The 3410-nt window shown below is 38.5% G+C and carries 5 protein-coding genes; 3 read left to right on the top strand and 2 right to left on the bottom strand.

The window, feature by feature from the left end; translation table 11 throughout:
* Positions 1–170 precede the first annotated feature (170 nt).
* Together ACYZUM_RS30700 and ACYZUM_RS30695 are read left to right on the top strand one after the other, a co-directional pair.
* On the top strand, positions 171–734 hold the full coding sequence (locus tag ACYZUM_RS30700; RefSeq protein WP_473061381.1) for a replication/maintenance protein RepL: 564 nt from the start codon (positions 171–173) through the stop codon (positions 732–734).
* Positions 727–960, top strand: a complete 234-nt coding sequence (locus ACYZUM_RS30695) for a hypothetical protein (RefSeq protein ID WP_473061380.1) — start codon at positions 727–729, stop codon at positions 958–960. The genes ACYZUM_RS30700 and ACYZUM_RS30695 overlap by 8 nt, the downstream gene beginning before the upstream one ends.
* Positions 961–965: 5 nt before the next feature.
* Here the strand turns inward: ACYZUM_RS30695 and ACYZUM_RS30690 are convergent, their stop codons facing one another.
* Together ACYZUM_RS30690 and ACYZUM_RS30685 are read right to left on the bottom strand one after the other, a co-directional pair.
* Positions 966–1475: a hypothetical protein gene (locus ACYZUM_RS30690; protein WP_473061379.1), complete on the bottom strand. Its 510-nt coding sequence runs from the start codon at positions 1473–1475 to the stop codon at positions 966–968.
* Complete coding sequence (locus ACYZUM_RS30685) at positions 1472–2596, bottom strand: plasmid recombination protein (protein ID WP_473061378.1); 1125 nt, start codon at positions 2594–2596, stop codon at positions 1472–1474. The genes ACYZUM_RS30690 and ACYZUM_RS30685 overlap by 4 nt, the downstream gene beginning before the upstream one ends.
* Before the next feature lie 600 nt (positions 2597–3196).
* Here ACYZUM_RS30685 and ACYZUM_RS30680 point away from each other — a divergent pair.
* On the top strand, positions 3197–3410 hold a 214-nt coding region (locus ACYZUM_RS30680), incomplete at its 3' end, for a hypothetical protein (RefSeq protein ID WP_473061377.1).

Below are 3410 nucleotides of genomic sequence, written 5' to 3'. Positions count from 1 at the left end.
CTTACGGTTGAATGATCTATGTATCCTCCCACGATACATCGATGTATCGTCACACGATACATAGATGCACAGCTCCAAGAGACATACCGCACGGAAAAAGATACAACCCATTGACAAAAGAAACTAATATGTTATTTTGTTATTAATGAACAAGTATTAAAGGTTTAAAGATGGAAACCCAAGAACAAATAAGTGCGGAAATCGCAAGATTAAGAGACAGTAACGCTAGATTATTAAGTATGATCGAAGAGCGTGACAGAGAAAAATCTCAAAAGAAAAATATTGATTTCGTTCAATTGTATAAAAAAGAATTAAAACAGTTGCGTGGCTTGGTTAAGCTAAACCCAACGGCTGCACAAATCTTGCTTGTTTTTGTTGAAAAGATGAACAAGCAAAATGCTGTAATTATGTCTTATAAGACACTTGAACAAATCACTAAAAAGAAACGCAATACATGCTCTAAGGCTATTAAAGACCTTCGAGAAGCTAAGTTCATCAATATCATTAAAGTCGGAAATGCCAACGCCTACGTTGTCAATTCCAATGTGTTTTGGTCTACCGACAATCAAATCAAAGAAAAATTTGCGATTTTTACAGCAACAGTTGTTGCGTGCGGTGCTGACCAAGATGATGATTTTGAAGATTGGAGCAATGTGAAGCTTAAACAAATCCCTATCATATATCCGGGAGAACAACTAAATCTAATAGATAATAAGGAGAACGAAGATGAATGAACCAGCATGGAAAGAACCATTAAAAACTATGGTTTTTAATGATAATTACATCATTTATTGCTTTTTGAATGATAGAAAAGACGCATTACAAGCAAAAGCAAAACAAATTGAGGGGTTGGCTAAGCCAATCCCACAAGAAACAAAGGATTATTATCGTTATTTAAAAGAAAAAATGGATTTTTTTGATGATGAAATCGAAAGAATTTTAAAAGAAATAAACCAATAAGCCCATCAGGGCTTTTTTTCTTCTTTAAAAACATTATGATCCTGTTCTATTACACAAAGATCTAGTTTTGCATCATAGTGCGAAGGCACATCAAAGTAACTTTTTGCATCATTCATAAACCCTGAGTTACTACATAACTCAGTTTTATCTATATGTAAATAGCATCTATTGTTTCCACCATTAAACATAATATTAAAGTCACGACCATACTCAATTGATGTTGTTATTGTTCGTACTGGATCAGGAATTAATAGCTCTATTTCATGACTATCAACCAAAATGTCTATGGCATTTTTTGCCTCATCACCTCTTGAACATAGACAAGTTTTAAAGGCTCCCTCAGTTCGTTGTTGAGCTACGCCGTAGCTCACATTATCCTTCATCAACTGGAAAACCCTTTCGTTCCGAGCATCTTGGCATGACTGGTTCGACCAGTCGAACGTCTGCCCTGCAGCAGCAAAAGCCAAAGCATCTGGTAGTAAAATCAAGAGCGTAGCGGCGATAATCTTGATCATCTTGGGCCTCCAGGTCTAGGACCTGCTGGACGTGGCCCAGAGGGCTTGCTGGCCTTGTTTTGCTGCGTTTCTCGTAGCTTTTCGCTGTTCTTTTTCATCTCATCGAGTAGTTTCTCTACTTCGCTAGAATTAACGTTAATTTCATTGATTAACTCTTTTGTATTTTCCAATGTTGGTATCTTACCATCAAAAAAATGGATTATTTTTTTTCCAATATTCCATAATTTTTCATATGTATTAGGAAATTTATTTTTAATTATTTTTTTAAATTTACTATATACACTTGAATCATCTTCTAGCTCTTGTTTAATAAAGTCAGTAGCTTTACCGATGTTGTTTTTAATATCTTCATATGCTTTTGCCTTGCTATTTATCTCAGTTACAACATCTTTGAGGCTTTCACATTGATTCTTCATTCCAGAGGCTAAAATAGCCATTTTCTCTGCAATTTCTTCATTTTCTTGGATGATCCTTTCAAGATCTTCATGCTTCCTAGCAATAAAATCGTCTTTTTCAAGATGATCAGCATGTAGATCGTCTTTCGGCTTACCTCTCACAAATCCCAGCGGTGCGAAAACGTCACCGGCTAGGTTCTGCAATTTGCTCCAGGGAGACTCAGATCCACGCTTTTGCATGTCTCTCAGTGGTGCTTTTCCAGTCTTAAAATCATGATTGAAGAAAATCAGTTGAGCGTGATAATTCATCGCTATTTCACCCGTTTCCGGATTTTTATAACCTTCATCAGCATGAAAAGCCCAGCCGACTGGCGTCAGGCCGGTCTCTTCTTGAACCTGATTCATGAAATTTTTGATGTATTTGCTCATTATTGCTTTGTAGTGTGGATCTTGTGCAAATTCTTCGAATTGCTCACGGGAGAACGCCAAAACACCGTCGATAAAGGTGTTTGCGTTCTTTTGTATCTTCTTACCTTTATCTGTCTCTACTTGGGCATAAATCCTATTATATTCGTCAATAATTGAATAACCACAATCGAAATTATTCTTTTCCAGCTCTTTGATTTGGTTTTTATTCTCTGCAAATTGACGTTCTACATGACCAATCTCGCCAGAAGATTGTGAATGTTTGTAATACTTGGCGTTAAAAGATACAAAATTACTCATAATTGAAAAAGATGTTTTTATACTTATACAAATATCATGCCGCAAATAAAAATCAAGTGCTTTAAAAACACATCAAGAGCTTTAAAAGCTTCATATGCTTTAAAAGCACTTTTTATAAGGTCAAAAGACAAAAACAAAGCCAGAGCAAAGCAAAGGCGTTTTAGCCCACTAAAACACTCTACGAGTGTGTGGGTGCTCCGCAGGCACCTGCCGGTGGGCAGAAGCAAGATCAAGATCTACAGCAAGATCAAGATCAAAAGCCGATATCCGGTTGCTGTTGCTGTTTCGTTTTTCGCCTCTACGAGGGCGAAGCACTCACCAGAACAGGCACCCGCTGGTGCCACCAACACACGACAGAACCAACCCCCTTGGGTTGTTCCGTGTGTGCTGTCAGTCACCAAAGATCAAAAGCGAGTGATCAAGGTGTGGGGTGGCTGGCCCACCCCTTCACACCTGATCCCTATGCGTTGCCTGATCGATCTGATCGAGGTCGTCTGGTGTGCTGGTGACACGCTTCACCGTCACCAGTGCAGCAGATGACCCAACAACGAACGCAGTGAGGCGTTAGTGCAATCACCTAGGCAAAGGGATTGCCTGATCATGATCGTCGATTCTAGGCCCACTGGAGGACGTTCTAGGACTATCTCCATCCCCTACCGGGCCAGAATCTCACCACATCAGCAATCTGATCACCGGCTTTTGATTGTTCAAAATTTGCACAGAATTCAAGGGTTAAAAACAGATATTAGAGGGGATTTCTCTATTTTTTACTGTAAACCTGAAAAAAGTCCTTATAAATCAATGAATTACGCCT

The organism is Pseudomonas sp. m6p (genome assembly GCF_055760375.1).
Note: the sequence above shows the minus strand (reverse complement) of the source record. Positions and strands in the feature narration are given on the sequence as shown.